Origin of the sequence: Lyngbya aestuarii BL J (genome assembly GCF_000478195.2) — a bacterium.
GTDB lineage: Bacteria > Cyanobacteriota > Cyanobacteriia > Cyanobacteriales > Microcoleaceae > Capilliphycus > Capilliphycus aestuarii.
Window position 1 is genome coordinate 1 of record NZ_AUZM01000292.1, and the last position, 760, is coordinate 760.

Consider the following 760-nt stretch of genomic DNA (forward strand, 5'->3'; position numbering starts at 1 on the left):
TTTTTATCGACTTTTTTGAAATTGTTTTTATTGTCGTGCCGTTACTCGTTCCCATCGCCCAAAATTTTGGGATGGATTTAGTTTGGTTTGGAGTCGTCATCGGCGCCAATATTCAAACCTCGTTTCTCACCCCACCGTTTGGATTTGCCCTATTTTACTTGCGAGGCGTTGCACCACCCGAAGTCAAAACCGAAGACATTTATCAAGGGGCAATTCCGTTTATTATCCTGCAATTAATTGTGTTAGCACTGATTGTTTTCTTTCCCCAAATTGTCAGCTTTTTACCCTCGCTGGCAGCAAGTTAAGGGTTGATTTTCACTTGACAGGAAATCAGTAATGTCTAAGTTGTAGCTATAATAAAAGTATAAACAACAGGCAATAAACTATGACCAAAGCAAAACCCTACAAAGTGGCTGAACATCCATTGAAATGTTTAGTTTGTAGTCATGACTTATTCCAAGAAAGATCGGTAAAGTTCCAGAGAGATTTAACGACTCCACCATTTAACATCGATTGGATAGAAGATTCCTCGTTAGCTCTCTGTCTAATCTGTGAGCGGTGCGGATACATTCATTGGTTTTTACGTTAACTAACCTTGATCGACAGAATTGTTTCGCTGATGAACACAATCAACTCAGATTTCCTTAATAAAAATTGAACATACCGAATCTCTCACCCTAGAATCCTATAATAATATCAATCGTTCAGTTAACGTTTTGAGCCAGTGACCACAACACCCATTCGCCCGGATTCTCAACCC

Annotated in this window: 1 protein-coding gene; it reads left to right on the plus strand. The window is 39.5% G+C overall.

Going from position 1 to position 760, the window contains the following annotated elements:
• Positions 1–305: TRAP transporter large permease subunit (locus M595_RS28150; protein WP_023069946.1), on the plus strand; the 305-nt coding region annotated here is incomplete at its 5' end.
• Positions 306–760: the final 455 nt, after the last annotated feature.